The sequence below is a fragment of the Arthrobacter sp. UCD-GKA genome (assembly GCF_001863355.1).
Classification (GTDB): Bacteria; Actinomycetota; Actinomycetes; order Actinomycetales; family Micrococcaceae; genus Paeniglutamicibacter.
The window spans coordinates 363861-380883 of the sequence record NZ_MOLR01000005.1; the positions used below are offsets into that span (position 1 = coordinate 363861).

15 protein-coding genes and 1 tRNA gene are annotated in these 17023 nt (G+C 68.7%); 8 read left to right on the forward strand and 8 right to left on the reverse strand.

Going from position 1 to position 17023, the window contains the following annotated elements; genetic code table 11:
• Window positions 1-3: 3 nt before the first annotated feature.
• Window positions 4-1023: an SPFH domain-containing protein gene (locus BLJ79_RS11180; protein WP_071214805.1), complete on the reverse strand. Its 1020-nt coding sequence runs from the start codon at window positions 1021-1023 to the stop codon at window positions 4-6.
• 109 nt (window positions 1024-1132) lie between these two features.
• On the opposite strand from BLJ79_RS11180, the gene BLJ79_RS11185 reads away from it, so the two are divergent.
• Window positions 1133-1867 (forward strand): NUDIX hydrolase, encoded by a 735-nt coding sequence (locus tag BLJ79_RS11185; protein WP_286135353.1) that lies wholly within the window; start codon window positions 1133-1135, stop codon window positions 1865-1867.
• A gap of 430 nt (window positions 1868-2297) precedes the next feature.
• Window positions 2298-2513, forward strand: coding sequence for a hypothetical protein (locus tag BLJ79_RS22900; protein WP_139194830.1), 216 nt, complete (start codon window positions 2298-2300; stop codon window positions 2511-2513).
• Window positions 2514-2865: 352 nt separating this feature from the next.
• Here the strand turns inward: BLJ79_RS22900 and BLJ79_RS11195 are convergent.
• Window positions 2866-2956, reverse strand: a tRNA-Ser gene (locus tag BLJ79_RS11195).
• 70 nt (window positions 2957-3026) lie between these two features.
• Here BLJ79_RS11195 and BLJ79_RS11200 point away from each other — a divergent pair.
• Window positions 3027-4265 carry a DNA glycosylase AlkZ-like family protein gene (locus BLJ79_RS11200; protein WP_071214808.1) on the forward strand — a complete coding sequence of 413 codons (1239 nt, stop codon included), beginning with the start codon at window positions 3027-3029 and terminating at the stop codon, window positions 4263-4265.
• 15 nt (window positions 4266-4280) lie between these two features.
• Here BLJ79_RS11200 and tadA read toward each other — a convergent pair whose 3' ends face one another.
• Window positions 4281-4763 (reverse strand): tRNA adenosine(34) deaminase TadA, encoded by a 483-nt coding sequence (gene tadA / locus BLJ79_RS11205; protein WP_139194831.1) that lies wholly within the window; start codon window positions 4761-4763, stop codon window positions 4281-4283.
• A gap of 133 nt (window positions 4764-4896) precedes the next feature.
• On the opposite strand from tadA, the gene upp reads away from it, so the two are divergent.
• A complete protein-coding gene (upp, locus tag BLJ79_RS11210; RefSeq protein WP_071214810.1) occupies window positions 4897-5535 on the forward strand; it encodes a uracil phosphoribosyltransferase in 639 nt (212 codons plus the stop codon).
• Window positions 5536-5615: 80 nt separating this feature from the next.
• Here upp and BLJ79_RS11215 read toward each other — a convergent pair whose 3' ends face one another.
• On the reverse strand, window positions 5616-7253 hold the full coding sequence (locus tag BLJ79_RS11215) for a sensor histidine kinase (protein ID WP_083411214.1): 1638 nt from the start codon (window positions 7251-7253) through the stop codon (window positions 5616-5618).
• Window positions 7250-7990, reverse strand: a complete 741-nt coding sequence (locus tag BLJ79_RS11220) for a response regulator transcription factor (RefSeq protein WP_071214811.1) — start codon at window positions 7988-7990, stop codon at window positions 7250-7252. The genes BLJ79_RS11215 and BLJ79_RS11220 overlap by 4 nt, the downstream gene beginning before the upstream one ends.
• A 588-nt stretch (window positions 7991-8578) precedes the next feature.
• Between BLJ79_RS11220 and BLJ79_RS11225 the strand changes: the two genes are divergently transcribed.
• The 4 genes from BLJ79_RS11225 (at window position 8579) to BLJ79_RS11240 (ending at window position 13152) form a co-directional block, all read left to right on the forward strand.
• The gene (locus BLJ79_RS11225; protein WP_071214812.1) at window positions 8579-9376 is read left to right on the forward strand and encodes a winged helix-turn-helix domain-containing protein; all 798 of its coding nucleotides are present in this window, start codon (window positions 8579-8581) and stop codon (window positions 9374-9376) included.
• Between the two features lie 106 nt (window positions 9377-9482).
• Entirely contained in the window at window positions 9483-10004 is a 522-nt protein-coding gene (locus tag BLJ79_RS11230; RefSeq protein WP_071214813.1) for a SixA phosphatase family protein, read from the forward strand.
• A 236-nt stretch (window positions 10005-10240) separates the two neighbouring features.
• A complete protein-coding gene (locus BLJ79_RS11235; protein WP_071214814.1) occupies window positions 10241-11395 on the forward strand; it encodes a DUF1611 domain-containing protein in 1155 nt (384 codons plus the stop codon).
• A gap of 17 nt (window positions 11396-11412) precedes the next feature.
• On the forward strand, window positions 11413-13152 hold the full coding sequence (locus tag BLJ79_RS11240) for an ABC transporter ATP-binding protein (protein WP_139194832.1): 1740 nt from the start codon (window positions 11413-11415) through the stop codon (window positions 13150-13152).
• Here BLJ79_RS11240 and BLJ79_RS11245 read toward each other — a convergent pair.
• From BLJ79_RS11245 to BLJ79_RS11255, 3 genes are read right to left on the reverse strand one after another with little or no spacing between them, the layout of a single operon-like run.
• Window positions 13133-13741, reverse strand: a complete 609-nt coding sequence (locus BLJ79_RS11245) for a TetR/AcrR family transcriptional regulator (RefSeq protein WP_071214815.1) — start codon at window positions 13739-13741, stop codon at window positions 13133-13135. The two genes, BLJ79_RS11240 and BLJ79_RS11245, sit on opposite strands and share 20 nt — an antisense overlap.
• On the reverse strand, window positions 13738-16056 hold the full coding sequence (locus BLJ79_RS11250) for a YhgE/Pip domain-containing protein (RefSeq protein WP_071214816.1): 2319 nt from the start codon (window positions 16054-16056) through the stop codon (window positions 13738-13740). Before BLJ79_RS11250 ends, BLJ79_RS11245 begins: the two co-directional genes overlap by 4 nt.
• On the reverse strand, window positions 16053-16928 hold the full coding sequence (locus BLJ79_RS11255) for a hypothetical protein (protein ID WP_071214817.1): 876 nt from the start codon (window positions 16926-16928) through the stop codon (window positions 16053-16055). Before BLJ79_RS11255 ends, BLJ79_RS11250 begins: the two co-directional genes overlap by 4 nt.
• Between the last annotated feature and the right edge of the window lie 95 nt (window positions 16929-17023).

Sequence of the window (17023 nt, forward strand, 5' to 3'; positions counted from 1 at the left end):
GGCCTACTTTCCGCCGGCGGCCGCGGCGCCCGGTTCCCGGATCAACCCGGCCAAGGCCCCGCTGAGCAGGTCCGGGGTGACGGTCAGGTTGCCGATGTTCGGCAGCGAGCCGGCGGCCTCGCGGACCGCCAACGCCAGCAGGGTGGCCTGGTCCATGCCCCGGTAGACCTCCATGGCGGCGGCTTCCCGGGCTGCTTCCGCCTGGCCCACCAGGCGGATCCGGTTGGCCTCGGCGGTGGCGCCGATGCCCCGGCGTTCGGCCTCCGCATTGGCCTGGACCAGGCCGGCAGCGGCCTGTTCCTCGGCCTCGCGCCTGGCGTTGGCCCCCTCCTGGGCCACGAGGCGTTCGCGCCGGGAGGCCAGTTCGATCTGGCTGGCCATCTCATTCTCCGAAATCGTCCGTTCGCGTTCGACCGCGACGGCCCGGCGTTCGTACACGGCCCGGTCGGCCTCGGCCTGCAGTTGTTCGCGGACCGGTGTCTGCAGGGCCCGTTCGACCTCGGACTCCGGCCGGACGGCGAGGACCTGCACGCCGAGGATCTCGATGCCGGTGGACGCCAGCCGGGTGTCGGCGCTCAGGGCCTCGGTGAGCAGCTGGCGCAGCTCACTGACCCCGCGTTCCAGTGCCTGGGCAAGCGTGGTGGTGGCGACGTGGTCGATCGCGTGGCTTTGGCAGAGCTGGCCGATGATGGTGGCCACCTGCTCCTTGCCGCCGGATGTTGCCTGGCCGGCCTGCTGAAGGCCGAAGTCGAGTCGGCTGGCCACGGACACCGGGTCCACGAAGCGGTAGGTGACGTTTGCCTGGATGCTGACGTCCTGGTGGTCTCGGGTGATGGCGTGGAAGAGCGTGGGCAGTTCCTGGTCGTCGACGGGCACTTCGCTCAGTACGGATGCCGCCGGCCGGAACCAAAACGCCTGGCCCACGCCGCGGTGCCTGACGGCACCCTTTTGCAGGTGGACGACGTAGCCGGTGGGGCTGCCCAGGAAGTGGCTGATCCAGGGGTAGCGCTTGATGGTGGCCATGGTGGGGTGCTCCTCAAGAACTCAAGTTATCGTCGCTTTGACGATAACAACAGCTTAGGAGGCTTCCTGAATTATTGTCAATATGACGATAAGTATTTATGATGGGTGCATGACCGATTCGCCCCAGGCACCCACGCGCTTCCCGGTGACGGTGGACATCGTCGCCCTCACGGTCCGCGACAATGCCCTGAACGTCCTGCTTATTACACGCCTCATCGAGCCGTTCCGCGGCAGGCTCGCGCTGCCGGGAGGGTTCGTGCTGGCCGGAGAAGGCCTGGAGGAGGCCTCGATCCGCGAACTGGCGGAGGAAACCGGGGTCGAGCGGGTGCCGGGGCACCTGGAACAGTTGCAGAGTTACGGACCGCAGGGGCGCGACCCGCGCGGGGATGTGCTCACCGTGGCCCACCTGCTGCTGGCTCCCGACTTTCCCGTGCTCTCTGCCGGGAGCGACGCCGAGCATGCCGCCTGGTACCCGGTCGGCCACGTCCTGGACGGGGCAACGGAACTTGCCTTCGACCATGGCCGCATCCTGGCCGACGCCGTGGAGCGGGCCCGGTCAAAGCTCGAGTACTCGCCGCTGGGGGCAGCATTCTGCGGGGAGGAATTCACCATCGCGCAGCTCCGCGCCGTGTACGAGGCGGTGTGGGGCACCCGCCTGGATCCCCGGAACTTCCACCGCAAGGCCACGGGAAACCCCGGTTTCCTCGAGGACACCGGGCGGATGACCGCGGGCGACGCCGGGCGCCCCGCGGCACTTTTCCGGCTTGCGGCCCAGGCCCGTTCCGCGGCGGGCGAGCCGGTCCGTGCGGTGCTCAATCCGCCGCTCATGCGACCGAATTCCTGATGCAGTCTCACCATAGGGTGCTTTCGCGCAACCGAGCCTTAAACGCTGGATGGCGTCCGCATCGTTGCATTGACGGCGCTGCCCGGAGCCTTGGGCAACGGCATCGCGCACGTGTCGAACGTGACCCTCTCCGACTTGTGCCCGTGCGTCCGCTGCACGACTGCGGCGTTCGCTCCGGCGCTGTTTGCCGACCTCAAGAAAGGGGCCGACGGCAGCCACCCGGTAGGCACCTCTGCGGCCGGCACCGCCATGATCCAGGGCCTGGGGGACTTGGGCATCTCGACGTCGCCGGCCCCGGCAACCGCGTCCGCCCGAGCGGCTTTTGCGCTGCTACGGTGGAAGCAGGATGCATCGCCTGTGCCGCCGCCGCCGCGGCAGGAGCATGCGCCAAGCAACGCCCGAGCCGGTAGCCGCAGGAAGGGAATGGCCAATGACAGCAGAACGAGGCAAGGCAACATCCGCAAGGAGGGGCGCCGTCGCGGCACTCCTCTTCCTCGCAGTGGCCGCAATCAACGCGCCCCGCATTCCACGGTTCACTGATTACGCAGCCGCCGGATGGTTGCTCGGCGGAGCGCTGCTGCTGACGGCCCTCGGGCTGGCGATCAGCAATTACCGCGGCCAGGTCAGGGCCGGGGCCTCGGACTGATGCCGGCCGGCCGGCCTGGTTTATCCGGACGGGGGACCTGCGTGGTTAATGCGATCACGGGGTCTTGCTTCTTCCCTGACGGCGGGACGGTTGCGAGCGCCTGAGCTGCGGGGTGCACCGCTGCAGTCGGGGCCCATGTGACCGGATAGTCGGCGAGGGGGCGTGCTCTGTCGGCGATGCCCTGCCCGATGGGGACAGGCGGCTCGGGGGTGGCCCCGGCCACGAGCGTGGGGTCCGGCGTGGTGACGGCCGCACTGCCCGCACTGCCGCGCCCCGGCGAAATGCGCACCTCACAGGCAGCATGACTGCATGTCGAAAAACAGAAAACCCCTGGCGAACCAGGGGTTTTCATTGGCGGAGACGGAGGGATTTGAACCCTCGGTACGGGGTTACCGTACACAACATTTCGAGTGTTGCACCTTCGGCCGCTCGGACACGTCTCCAGACCTGAATACTCTATCGGAAGAATGGTCCACAGCAAAAACGTGGGATCTTTCGAGGCACAATGTACCCATGAACACGCAGCATGAAACGACGCCGATCCCGCCGGTGAAATTGGACGCGCAGTTGTTGCGCGCGTGGTCCTGGCACCGCCAGGGCCTTGACGGGTCGCTGGCTTCCAGGGGAGCGGCAGAGGTCCTGGACCGGGTCGGCTGGGGCCGGTCGATCGGTGGGGCCAACATCTACCTGACACTGTTCTCCCGGGCCGGCATGCTCCGGGCCGAGGTCGACGCGGCGGCCGCCGCCCGGGAAATCCACGAGCTGCCGACGGCCCGGGGCTGCACCTACGTGCTGCCGGCCACGGACTATGCCTGGGGGCTGCAACTGGGCCATGCCTCGGCCGAAGCCTCGGTGAAGGTGCTCGAGCGCCTGGGCGTCCAACGGGCCGAGATCGAGGCCTTGGCCCAAGACATCCTGCAGGTCTTGCTTGAGGCACGGGGAACCGCCGGAGAAGCACTGGACCCGCAGGGCCTCAAGAAGGTCCTGGGGGACAAGGTCCGCAACATGGGCGAGGAAGGCAAGAAGAAGGGTGCCTCCACCACGTTGCCCGCCGCGCTCGGGCTGCTGCAGGCGGACGGGCGGATCCGCCGGGTGCCGGTGAACGGGCGGCTGGACCAGCAGCGCTACTCCTACGTGGCCTGGGAGCTGGAAGGCAGCGGGGAAGACGACGAAGCGGTCAGGGCGCGGATGCTCGAGCGGTTCCTCAGCTGGACCGGAGGCGCCACGCTGGGGCAGGTCCGCTGGTTCACGGCCTTCACCGTGGCCCAGTCCAAAAAGGCCCTGGAGGCAACCGGCGCCGTTCAGGTTCCCACCGCCGTCGGCGAGGTGCTGTGGATGCTGCCGGACGACATGAACGAACTGGCCGGATTCAACGCGCCGGAGACCGAGGATATCCAGCTGCTGTCGGGGTCCGATTCCCTGGTGCTGTTGCGCCGCAACTCGGCCGACCTGTTCGACGAAACCGGGGCCACGGCGGTGGAGGGAATGAGCGGCTCGGCATTGGCCGCCGACCTCTTGGACCACCCGATCCTTGACCGCGGACGCATCATCGGGCTGTGGCAATACGACCCGGAGAACACCCGCATTGCCTGGTGGACGTTCGATCCGGCGAGCGCGGCGGTGCTGTCGCGCATTGCACAGGTCGAGCACTGGATCACCGCGGACCTCGGGGACTTCAGGTCCTTCTCCCTGGACTCGCCGAAGTCGCGGGCCAAGAACATTGCCAGGCTCGACTCGCTGCGCGCAGGGTAGGGCAGCGGGTGCGGATCAGTCGCGGCGCCGGGCGCGGAAGAAGTCGCTGAGCAGCGCGGCGCATTCCTCCTCGCGGACCCCGGGGTAGACCTCGACCCAGTGGTTCAGCCGCGGTTCGCGCAGGATGTCGAACACCGAGCCGACGGCACCGGCCTTCTCGTCCCAGGCGCCGAAGATGACCTTCGGGATGCGCGAGAGCACGATCGCCCCAGCACACATGGCGCAGGGTTCCAGGGTCACCACCAGGGTGCAGTCCTCCAGCCTCCAGCCGTCGCCGTTCCCGGCATCGCGCAGGGCCTGGGCCGCGGCACGGATCGCCACCAGTTCCGCGTGCGCCGTGGGGTCCCCGTGGGCCTCGCGCTCGTTGCGGCCGGCGGCCAGCACGTTGCCGTCGGGGCCGAGGACCACCGCGCCGATGGGGACGTCGTCGGTGGCCAGGGCGGCCCGGGCCTCGGCGAGGGCAAGGTCCATGAGCGGCAGGTGGGAAGAATCGATCATCGTGCCTCCCATGCTAGTTTGTCCGCGCGCCTACCGGCCGCCTGGCCGCAGCACGGCGCCCATGGTGGGAATCACCCGGGGACGGAATGTGAAAACCCGGCCAAGGGCGCGATCGGCTGGTAGATTTTGGTGCATGCGCGTACAGGTAATTGACCACCCGTTGGTGGCCCACAAGGTATCGGTCCTTCGAGACAAGAACACCCCGTCGCCGGTTTTCCGGCAGCTGACCGATGAGTTGGTGACCCTGCTGGCCTATGAGGCAACGCGCGAGGTCAAGACCGTTGAGGTCCAGGTCGAGACGCCGGTTGCAACGACCACCGGCATCGCCTTCGCCAAGCCGACCCCGCTGGTGGTGCCGATCCTGCGCGCCGGCCTGGGCATGCTCGAGGGCATGACCCGACTGGTACCGACCGCCGAGGTCGGCTTCCTGGGCATGGCCCGCAACGAGGAAACCCTGGACATCATCACCTATGCCGAGCGGCTGCCTTCGGACCTGACCGGTCGCCAGGTCTTCGTGCTGGACCCGATGCTGGCCACCGGCGGCACGCTGATCGAATCGATCAAGTTCCTCTTCGACCGCGGCGCGGCCGATGTCACCTGCATCTGCCTGATCGCCGCGCCCGAGGGACTGGCCCGCCTGGAGCAGGCCTACGGGGACAACGAGAAGGTCCATCTGGTCCTGGGCGCCCTGGACGAGAAGCTGGACGAGAACGCCTACATCGTTCCCGGCCTGGGCGATGCCGGGGACCGCCTCTACGGCGTGGCCCACTAGCAGCGACATTTTTTTGCGGCGCCGCCGCGGATGGGAACGAAGGTTCCGATCCGCGGCGGCGTTTGTGTTGGGGGCTGGATTCAGGCAGTCTTCGGCGGGGTCGAGGGCTTGGGCGGGACCACCAGCGGCAGCGGCAGCGGCAGGCGCACCTCGAAGACCGTGTTCCCGGGGGCCGAGGTGACATCGATGGTTCCGTCGTGCGACTCCACGATGGCTTTGGCGATCGGCAGTCCGAGCCCGGTGGTGCCGTCCGCGCCGGAGCGCGCCGCATCGGCGCGGGTGAAGCGCTTGAACACCAGCGGCAGGAAATCCGGTGCGATGCCTTCCCCGGTGTCAGCAACCCGCAGCACCGCCTGGTGCGTGGCCGCATCGCGGGCGACGCAGACCGTGACGGTGTTGCCCTCGGAGGTGTGCTTGCGGGCGTTGGCCAACAGGTTGGTGATGACCCGGCGCAGCGCCGAGGCGTCGCCCGAGACCACCAACGGGGTGTCCGGGACCTGGGGGATCCAGTGGTGGGACGGGGCGGTGATGGCAAAGTCCTCGGTGATTTCGGCCGCCAGCTTCCCCAGGTCCACCGGGGCCTTCTTGACGTGGTGCTTCTCGTCGAGCCGGGCCAGCAGCAGCAGGTTCTCCACCAGCGAGCTCATCCGGGTGCTCTGTTCCAGCACCCGGTTCAGCGAGCGCTGCCCGTCGTCGGAGAAGTGCTCGGTGGCACTGATCAGCTCGGTGTAGCCGCGGATGGCCGAGAGCGGGGTGCGCAGCTCGTGGGAGGCGTCGGCAACGAATTGGCGCATCTGCGTCTCCGAGGCCTCGCGCACCGCGAAGGCGGAGCCCACGTTGTCCAGCAGGGCGTTCAACGCCCTGCCCACCTCACCGGATTCGGTGCCGGGGATCGAATCGCGGGGGGCGACACGTGCCTCCAGCGCGGCGGTGCCGGATTCGAGTTCGGCGTTGGCCACCGAGGAGGCCACGGCGGAGACCCGCTGCAGCGGGGCCAGCGAGCGGCGGATGATCATCGAGCCGACCAGGCCGATGGCGATCAGCCCGGCCAGCGAAATGGTCAGCGTCAGGACGCCCAGTGCGGCCAGGGTCCGCTCGTTGGGTGCCAGCGGCAGTCCGGTGATCAGGACGCCTCCGGATCCGGGGTCCTTCTGGGCCGAGAGCAGGTAGTCGCCGATGCTCAGGTGCTTGACCACGGGCGGGGCATCGACCGTGACGGAGGACAACGGCAGCACGTCCGCGTCGGTGATGTCCTTGCGTTCTCCGGTCTTGGAGTCGAGCACGGCCCCGGAAATCAGGTAGCCGGGGACGAGCCGGGCATTGAGCGTGCCGGAGGCCTGGCCGGGGGCGAAAAGGGGGCCGGATGACGCGTCGCGTCCGTTTTGGGCGGAGTAGGTTGCGGCGCGTTCGGAAGCGAAATCCAGCTGTTCGTGCAGCTGCGACGCCATGGCCTGGCGCATGCCGGCATTCAGCAGCAGCCCGATGACGGTGCAGATCAGGGCAAGTGACCCGATAAGTGCCAGCAGCAGCTTGCGTTGCAGGGTGAGCCGGCCGAAGCGTTGCCTCAGCCGTGCGCTGAGCGGAACCTGCCCGGGCCCGCCGGGTTCGGACGAGGCTGCCTCGGGGGTCGGGGCATCCTCGCCATCGGGCCGGGACTCTTCGTCCGGCTGCGGTTCCGGCGCGTCGGATGGAAGCAACGGGCGTGCAGCCTGGCTCATGACGCGGGCTTGAGCATGTACCCGGCCCCGCGCACGGTGTGGATCATGGCCGGGCCGTCGGCCTCGATCTTCTTGCGCAGGTAGGAAATGTAGAGCTCGACGATGTTGGCCTGGCCCCCGAAGTCGTAGTGCCAGACGTTGTCCAGGATCTGGGTCTTGGAGACCACGCGGCGGGCGTTGACCATCAGGTAGGAGAGCAGGTCGAACTCGGTGGCCGTGAGGTTGATGGGAACTCCCGCCCGGGTGACGTCGTGGGAATCGGAGTTCAGCACCAGGTCCCCGACCACCAGTTCGGCGCCGTCCGCGGCGGTGGCGCCGGATCGTTCCACGAGCTTGTGCAGCCGCAGCAGCACCTCTTCGAGGCTGAACGGCTTGGCGACGTAGTCGTCGGCGCCGATGCCCAGGCCCTCGATGCGGTCCTCCACCGCGTCCTTGGCGGTCAGGAAGAGCACCGGGACCTCGGGAAGGAAGGTGCGGACCTTGCGCAGGACCTCCGGGCCCTCGAAGCCCGGCAGCATCCAGTCAAGCACCAGGACGTCGGGTGTCGACTTCCGGGCGGCTTCAACCGCGGAGGGCCCGTCATGCGCCACGGTGGCTTCCCAACCCAGCATGCGGGTGCCCATGGAAACCAGCTCGGCCAGCGACGGTTCGTCGTCGACGACCAGCACCTTGATGGCCGTTCCGTCCGGGTGGGTTAGTCGGGGAAGTTGCGTGGGAGAAAATCGGGAGCTTGGCATGTTTCTAACTTTCCCTCCGTGGTGTGGGTCGGCCCTGTGGTCCGGCTGTGCGCGGGCTGTGAGGCCTGCTCCACCAAGCCTACGGCCTGCAAACGCCGCGGGTCCGGTGCCTGCGGCGCCGATGCTTGGCCGAGCCGTTGCTTGGAGCCCGCTTCGGGTGTAAGTCTGGACGCATAGAAGCTATGGATCGGGGCCATTGATCAAATTGCTTGCCCGATGGGAAATCACAGGGCATACCGCATTGCTCAAGGCCATCACATCACATATCTGCGCAATGTGATGATCATCACTTCAAGCGCTTTATGTCTCACATGGTGGACACTATCGAAGTTTGTTACTTGCGGGTTCCTTATATTACGAGGAAACTAGTATTTGTGAATAGCGCAGCAATGACACCTCGAAGCCTTTTTGAAGGCGTGGCGATGACTCATCGCCAGTGTCATTGTCGAATGCCCAGCTGAGTGTCGGAACCCTTTCGACGCTCAGTGACACTCGCATCGCTCCCGCCCCTCGCACCGGCGAGGCGAGCGGAGCACCTAGGTATTCGCGCCATTCCGTGGCATTCACACGAGTTAGAGGTAAAGAAGCATGTCGGTAACGTCCGGATACGTCCATGTCTCAATCCGCAACGCCCAGTCCCGCGCCGCGGCAGCGCAGCGCAACACTGCTCCAGGCGGCTACACCCCTGCCGGCTATCGCCAGCTCCATGCGGTCCCGGCGGCCCATGAGACTCGACCGATGACTGCTCCGACCCCCATTGTGGCTCCCAGCGGAAATCCCGGCCCGCAGCCGGTGGCGGGTGACACCACCGCACGCGGTTTCGTGCTCTATGTAGGTCTTGACGAGTCGGTGGCCCAGGCGCAGGGAACCTCGCTGGGCAAGCTGGCAACCCAGGTCCGCGCCTTCCTGGCCACGCTTTCCCCCGATGCGCAGACCCATGCCGCCGTCGCACTGGCCCCGGCCAGCGCGCAAGGCGAAAACATCGACGTCGTGCGCCAGGCGCTGGGAGACCCCACCGTCAACCGCCGCCCGCGCGTCGACGCCCGCCCCGCTGCACCGCGCCCCTCGGGCGTGCTGATCGACCTGTCCCGCCGCGAGGTCCACCTGGACGGCGAGACCCTGAACCTCACGTTCAAGGAATTCGAGCTGCTGAACTACCTGGTGGAAAACGGCACCCGCACCGTGGGCCGCGACGAGCTGCTCACCAACCTGTGGCGCAACGCCGAAGAGGTCCCGAACGAGCGCACCATCGACGTGCACATCCGCCGCCTGCGCTCCAAGCTGGGCCGCCTGGCCAACACCGTGCGCACCGTGCGCGGCCAGGGCTACCGATTCTACGAGCACCCCGAGGTCGTCGTCTGGGCCGCCCCGGAATACACCATCTAGTTTTTGCCTTTACGCCCTGCGGGGCCCGCATCCACGGATGCGGGCCCCGCAGTCGCTTAAGCCGCTCAGGCGGCCGGATGCCCCCGCGCGCCTTAGGCTTGGAGGCATGAGCGAACATCATCTGAAGCGGCTCGTGCTGCTGCGCCATGCCAAGAGCGACTACCCGCTGGGCGTGTCCGACCACGACCGGCCGCTGGCCGCCCGCGGCAACCGTGAGGCTCCCGCCGCCGGTGCCTGGCTGCGCGATCACGAGGTGGTCCCCGACTACATCGTGCTCTCCGATGCCCAGCGGACCCGCGCCACCTGCGCGTGGGTCATCAGCGAGCTCGGCGAAAAGGCCCCCACGCCCTACATGGATTCACGCATCTACGGCGCCTCGAGCACCAGGCTGTGCTCCATCATCAACGAAACCCCAGACACCGTCACCACGCTGCTGGTCATCGGGCACCAGCCGGTGCTGCAGGAACTGGCCATGCGCCTGGCCTCGGCGGACTCGGACGAGGAAGCGGTCTACGAGCTGGCCATGAACTACCCGACGCTGGGAATGACCATGCTGCAGACGGAGAAATCGTGGGCGGAAATCGACGGGCGCGACATGCGGGTGACCGACTTCGTGGTCCCGCGCTGAGGTCCGGCAGGGCGCCGCAAATAGTTCGATGAGAATTTGGGCAGGGCCGAAACCCCGGCTTTCCGCGGTGCGCCACCACGAACATGAGAGCGGATGGACCGATTATGAGAACGCCCTCATGGATTGTTCATCCTTTGCTAACTTTGGGGCTTTTGACTAGGAGCAACGCAAGCAACCGAGGCTTGCGGCCGCGACAGCGCGGCACCTGATTCCCGGCCTTGAAAAGGATTGTCCCCATGAGCATCAGCCCCAGCCTTGAAACCCGCACCGTCGATGCAGCCCCGGCCGCCGAAGGCCAGCTGCGCCACCTGCCGCTCGGGGCCCGGCGGGCGCTGGATATCCGTGCCGCCTACACCACCCGCTTCGTTGCCACCGAGTTCTCCAAGCGCCCCGAGGACTTCCACCTGATCGCCGGTGCCGACGTCACCCCGCGGCCCGGGGACGTGGTCATTGCCCGCGTCGCCGAAATTGGCAAGCACACCCGCCTCGAATCCCCGGTCTCCCGACGCCAGCTGATGTTCGTCGGCCAGGAGATCATGGTCGCCTACGGCAACCGCTACGCCCCGGACCAGTTCCTGGCCCACGTGCCCGAGACCCTGGAGCCCTGCCACCTGGTGGCAGGCGGCGGGCTGGCCGGCTACGTGACCGAAATGCACGCCTCCATCGACGCGGCCACCGCCATCGAGCCGATCGGCCTGCTGGCCACCAAGGACGGCGTGGTGAACCTGCGCGACTTCGCGCCGCTGCAGGTCGGCACCCCGTCGCTGGCCGTGGTCCGCGCCGTGGGCACCGTGCGCCCGCCGGTCATCGCGGTGCTGGGCACCTCGATGAACTCGGGCAAGTCCACCACCCTGGGCTGCCTGGTCAACGGGCTGGCCAACGCCGGGCTGCACGTCGCGGCGGGCAAGGCCACCGGAACCGGAGCGGGCAACGACCCGAACCTGTTCATCGACGCCGGAGCCTTCCCGGTCTGCGACTTCACCGATTTCGGCTACCCCACCACCTTCAAGCTCGCCTACGAAGAAGTCCGCGACCTGCTGGCCGCAATGATCGACGAGCAGGCCGCCTCCGGGGCGGACGTGGTCGTCATCGAGATCGCCGATGGCCTGTACCAGGGCGAGACCTCCCGGCTGCTGCGCGACCCGCTCTTCGCCGCCTGTGTGGACACCGTGGTGTTCTCCGCCCAGGACGCCCTGGGTGCCCGTGCCGGGCTCGACGTGCTGCAGGATGCCGCCGTGCCGGTTGCCGCGGTCTCCGGCCTGCTCACCGCCTCCCCGCTGGCCACCGCGGAAGCCGCGGCCCGGCTCGAGGTCCCGGTCATCGACACCTACTCCCTGTGCAACCCCGAGGTCGCCACCGCCCTGATCCCGGTGCGCGCCGACTCGCTGTGAGCGGCCTCGACGCGCTGATGAATGAGCAGCAGGCCCCGGTCACGGCACCGCTGGAGATCGTTCCCGCCGTGCCGGTGAAGGACCGCGCGCCGGCCCCGCGGCTGCCGAAGCTCGTCACCGGATCGCGCCGGGCCCTCTTCGCCGCGCTCTTGGCCATCGCCGTCGGCTGCGCCGGACTCGGGCTGCTCGTGGCCCTGCAGGTCGGCCGGCTGGTGAACGGCGCCGCCGTGCTCCCGGCCGCCATGGGCATCGCCGCACTGGTGCTGCTCCTGGGCTACGGCCGCTACCAGGAGCGGGTGCTGGCCGAGAAGCTCGGGCAGCACTACGTGGCGCAGCTGCGCGTGGGCCTGATTTCACACTCGATGCTGGCCAGCAAGGTCCCCTCGCTGGGGATCACCGTGGCCCGGGCCAGCAACGACCTCTCCTCGGTACGGAACTGGGTGGCCCAGGGCATCGCACCGATGCTGGCCGGCATCCCGCTGGTGGCCATTTCCATGGCCGGGCTCTGGATGCTGCACCCCGTCCTGGCCCTCGCCCTGGGGCTCCCGGTGCTGGCCCTGGCCGGTGCCCTGCTGCTGCTGGCGGGCCCCGCCTTCGAGCGGGCCCGCACCCTGCGGCGGCACCGCGGCAACCTGGCCGCGCGCATCGCCGACACCGTCGCGGCGTCCTCCGCGGTGGTCGCCGCCGGCGGGGTGGCCCGCGAACTGGCCCGGGTCAAGGCCAGCGGCCAAAAGGTCGTGGACGCGGCGGTGCACCGGGCGCGACTGGCCGCGGTGCTGCGTGCGCTCTCGCTGGGCATGCCGTTGCTGGCCACCGCCCTGGTGGTGTTGCTCGCCCGGCACGCACTGCTGGATGCCGGGCAGATCGCCACGGCGCTGACCCTGCTGGGGCTGTGCGCGGCACCGGTGGGCGAATGGGGGCGGATCGTGGAGTACCGGCAGAACCACCGCGCCGCCGCGCGGATCATCGCCCCGCTGCTCGAGGAGGAGGGCGAGCTGTCGGCCGCTCCGCCTCTGCGCGAGGACGCCCGGCACGCCGCGGCACGGATCCAGGCCGAACGGGTGTCCGGGGTGTGGCTGCGCGGCATCACCCTCGAGGGGCGCCCCGTCCCCGAGCTGCTCGCCGAACCCGGTGCCAGGATCCGGATGACCGGCGGCGACGCGCGGCTGCGCGCCCAGCTGTTCGGCGTGCTGGCCACGGCCCGCACTCCCCGCGGCCCGGTCCTCGGGGACCTGGGCACCGCCGCCTCGGACCGCACTGCCGGATACGTGGTGGCCGGGAGGATTCCCGCGGCCGTGGAGGAGAAGAAGCGCCGCCGGCTCATCGGCGCGGCCTTCGGCTCGATGCTGCCCGAGCGCGGGACCGTGCTCCGGGCGCTGCGCTACCGGCGCCCCGAGGCAAGCCCGGCCAAGGCGCTGGCGCTGGCCGCGCGGCTGGGACTGGACACCGCCCGGCTGGAGCACGGGGAAAACACGCAGCTGCGCCGCGGCGGGATGCCGCTGGATGCCGCGCAGCGCGCAGGGCTCATGGTCGCCCGCGCCATGCTCGGCTCCCCGGCCCTGCTGCTGCTCAACGACATCGACTCCCACCTTGACGCCGCGGCCCGGCTCGAGCTGGAGGCCATCCTTGAGGGGTACCGCGGCGTGGTGGTCGTCGGCTCCGGTGCCGACTGGTGCTCCGGCTACCGGGAATGGAACCTGGACGGCCCGCAGGCGCCGGCCGACGGCACGGAGCGGCTCAGCGCAGCGGCGCGGTGAAGGCCATGACCGCCTCCACGCAGCTTTCGATGCCGCGCTCGGGGTGGAACACCAGCCGGTCCCGGCCCAGGATCAGTGCCGCGCCGAAGATCGCGGTGGCCAGGGTGTCCAGGTCCGCCTCCGGGCTGCCCGGGGCCGGCGGACCGTCCGCGGCCATCCGGGCCAGGGCGCTGCGCACCAGGGCGATCACCTCGTGGCGCAGCGTGGCCAGGGCGTTGGCCCAGTCGCTGTCGGACTGCCATTGCTCGGAGATCCACAACTGCGCAAACGACGGGTATTCGGCAATGAATTCCAGGGCGTCGGCGATCATCAGCCGCAGGCCGTCGGCCGCGTCGGGAACCTCGGCGGCCCGCTCGAAGCGCTCAAAGAGGATCGCCGCGCCGTAGTTCAGCAGCTCGCCGATTAGCTCGGACTTGGACCCGAAGTTGTAGTAGACCGTCCCCTTGGAGACCCCGGCGGCCCTGGCGATCTCGTCGACGCTCACCTCGTGGTGCCCGCGCGCACCGATCAGCTCCATGGAGGCGGTGAACAGGCGGTGCTTTGAATCGGTGGCCCGCACGCGGGTGCGCGGGGCGCTTGGGTCGCTCATGCGCTCAACTCCGGATGCAGGGTTTTCAGGGACCAGGTCTTGTGCAATCGTACCGCCACGGTGCTGGCCACCAGGCCCAGCACGGTGTAGCCAACCAGGCCCGCAACGATCGGTCCGAGCACCGACAGGTCCGCCCCGTACATCAGGTGCCGCAGGCCCGTGACCACGTGCCCCATGGGCAGCCAGCGGTGCGCCACGTGCAGCGCCTCGGGGGTGGTTTCCCAGGGGAAGGTGCCGCCGGAGGAGACCAGCTGCAGCACCATGAGCACCAGCACCACCATCTTTCCCGGGGTCCCGGCCAGCGCGCAGATGCCCTGAATGATCGCGGTGAACGCCATGGAGGCCAGCAGGAACAGCCCCCAGGTCATCCACGGATGGGCGGTGTCCAGGCCCAGCCCGTAGAGCACCACGGCGTAGAGGATGGTGCCCTGGAGCATCGAGATGCCCAGGAACGGCAACCAGCCGCCGACGGCGATCTTCCAGTTCGCGGCGTTGGAGGCCAGCGCGCGCTTGGTGATGGGGCGCATGATCTGCACCAGGATGAACGCGCCGATCCAGATGGCCAGGGTCATGAAGAACGGGGCCAGGCCCTCGCCGTACACCCCGGCCTTGGCCTGGTCGGTGCGGGCAATGTCCACCGGATCCCCGATGACCGAGGAGACCTGTTCCCGGGCCGCGGCATCCGGGTTGGGCACCTCGGAAGTGCCGTCGGCCAGCTTGGTGGACAGCTCCCCGGAGCCGTCACGCAATTCGGTGGCGCCGTCGCCCAGCTCGCCCACGCCGTCGCGCAGTTCGCCGACCCCGGAAACCAACGAGGAAGTGCCCGCGTGCAGGGTGTCGGCGCCCTTGGCCAGCGAGCCGGCGCCGGAGTCGAGCTTCCTGGCCCCGGCCAGTGCGTCGTGCTGCCCGTCGGCCAAGGTGCCCGCCCCGGTGGCCAGGGTGTGGGCGCCGCTGTTGAGCTTGGACGCGCCGGCAGCGGCATCGGAGATGCCCGTCTTCAGGGCGGGCATGGCCCCGGCCAGTTGGTGGGTTCCGTTGGCGAGAGTCCTCAGACCGCCGGAGAGTTCCTTGGCGCCCGCGGCGACCTGGGCCGATCCGTCGGCGAGCGCGGAGATCTGCGATTTGGCGGTGGTCAGCTGCTTCTTGGTGTCGGCGACCTGCTTGGCCACGCCACTGGAAGCGGCGGCGTCCTTGACGTCGCTGCGGAGCTTCTGTGCCTGGTCCTGGGTGAGGACCCCGTCCTTGACCAAGGTGTCCAGCCGGGCATCCAACGTGTTGGTGGCCGAGTCAATGCGGGTCTCGGCATCCTTCTCCAAGGCCGTGAGGGTGTCGGCCGCCTGGGTGACCTTGTCATCCAGGGCCTTGTTGCCCGCGGCGACCTGGGCGGCACCGGAGGAAAGCTGCTGGGAGGCGTTGGCGGCTTTTTGCGCCCCGCCATCGAGCTGCGCGGTCTTGGCCGGAAGGGAGGAGGTCTTGGATTTCAGTTCGCCCATCCCCGTGCCCAGCTCGGAGGTGCCCTGGGCGAGGGCGTCGGCTCCGTCGGCGAGCTGGTCGGCGCCGGAGACCAGTTTCCCTTGCCCGGCCACCAATGAGCCGGTGCCGCCGTGCAAGGTGTCGGCTCCGTCCGCAAGATCCGCGGTGCCGGTGTCGAGCTTGGTGGCCCCGTCATGCAGGCTTCCCACCCCGTTGGCCAGGGTGGTGACCCCGTCGGAGAGCTTGACGGTTCCGGTGTGCAGTTCGCCGGCGCCGTCGGCGGCCTTGGACATGGAAGTGTGGATGTCGGAGAAGCCGGTCAGCAGGGCGTCGGCGGTCTGGGTGCCGACCTCCTTGGCCACGGTGTTGTGCACCTGTCCGGCGAGCTTGTCGGCGAAGGTGCCGACCATGTAGTTGTTGGCGTCGTTGGTGGTGATCTTCAAGATGCCCTGCTTGGCCTTTTCGAAGTCGCCCGGGGAGGCAAGGTTCGCGGAGAAGTCCTTCGGGATGGTCATGGAGAATGCATAGTCGCCGGAGGCGACCCCGGCGTTGGCCTCGGCCTCGGAGGTGACCACGCTCCAACCGAAGGTCCCGTCCTCAAGCAGTTCGGTGGTGACGTCGTCGCCGACCTTCAGTTCCTTGCCGTCCTTGGTGGAGCCCGCATCGAGGTTCACGATGGCCGCCTTGACGTTGTTCAGGTGCGCGTATGGGTCCCAGTTGGCATAGAGGTACAAGGCGCCGTAGAGCAGCGGGACCAGGCACATGGCGATGATCGCGATCCGCGGCAGGGCCCCGGAGGTCATGCGCTTGAGTTCGGACAGGGCGAGGCGCAACGTGGTCATGAATTTTCCTTCGGTGCTCTCAGGGAGACGGTGGGTTGGTCCGGGGCGGGGCCGGTTGCGGGCTCGTCCGCGTGCGCGATTTCGGGTTCCTGCGGTGAAGGTGAATCCTCGGGGACCGGGGTTTCCCCGGTGGGGGAGAATGCCGGGGCCCATGCGTTCTCCGCGGCCTCGACGGGCGCAGCGGCCGTTTCGGAGCGCGGCCCGGCTTCGGTGGGGTGCGCCGGTGGCCGTTCCCGGCCCACGGCCAGCTTCTCTTGGACCTGGCCCGCGTGTGTCCTGGAGCCTTCCCAGCTTTCGGGGATGCGTTGGACCACCGCGACGACCGCCGGCGCGCGGCGGGAGGTGGCCACGGATTGAAGGTAGCCGGTCCAGTCGTCCCCGGGGATGCCGTGGCGGTCGGGGGAGTCGAAGACCAGCAGTTCGATGGAGCGGTCCTCGAGGGCCAGATGGGTGAGCAGCGTGAGGCGCTCGAGCGGGTCGATGGCGTCGAGCCATTGGTTGGCCAGCGATTCCATGCCGTGCTTGTTCATCCAGGCGTCGATGCCGCTGCGCCGCCAAATCGGTCCGGGCTGCAGTGCCAGGTCCTCGGCCACGAGGTCACGGACCTTCAGGTGCGCCTCGGGTTCATTGATTTCCGGGGAGTCGACCAGTGCGCTGATGCGCCGCACCGAGCGCAGGGCGGTGGTCCCGGACCAGCTCACGGTGCCCTCGCCGGGTCGCATGCGCGCGCTGAGGCCCAGGGCCAGCGCGGTGCGGGTGGGCTGGGGTTCGGCCGCCACCAGCAGGAGTTCGCCGCGCGCAACGGCAAGGCTTGTGGGTTTCAGCAGGGGCAGGTGGCGTCCGGCAATGGCCAGGTTATCGGCAATGAGCACGTCTAAAGCGTAAACCGAACTGACCGGTCAGTACAAATAGTGGGGATGTCGGATTCCCCACCTCGGGGTGTGGCGCACAACGGGCCCAACGACAC